A 269-nucleotide genomic window follows, 5' to 3' on the forward strand; every position below is an offset into this window, starting at 1 on the left:
CAGGTAATGGCGCGGATATCGAATGTTATGCAGACAGAGAAAATCAGCCTGTTCAAATGGCTGTGCGGTTCTGGATAGCCCGAAATAGTCAACTTCAGGCTATCCAGAGAGCGGAATTATTCCGCCAAAGTGCGTTTTTGCTGTTCGAGATCGCGTTCAATGCCGTCACGAACATCCTGGGGGATTTTCAGCGCGTCACCCAGTGCATTCAGGTAACTGCGTTCCATAAAATGGTCAATATCAATAGCCGCGCAACTCAGGAAATAGAT

At 48.0% G+C, this 269-nt stretch carries 1 protein-coding gene; it reads right to left on the reverse strand.

Going from position 1 to position 269, the window contains the following annotated elements; genetic code table 11:
- Nucleotides 1-116: 116 nt before the first annotated feature.
- A complete protein-coding gene (locus FN960_RS24115) occupies nucleotides 117-269 on the reverse strand; it encodes a DUF533 domain-containing protein (RefSeq protein WP_368854061.1) in 153 nt (50 codons plus the stop codon).

Origin of the sequence: Alkalicoccobacillus porphyridii (assembly GCF_007293315.1) — a bacterium.
GTDB lineage: Bacteria > Bacillota > Bacilli > Bacillales > Bacillaceae_D > Alkalicoccobacillus > Alkalicoccobacillus porphyridii.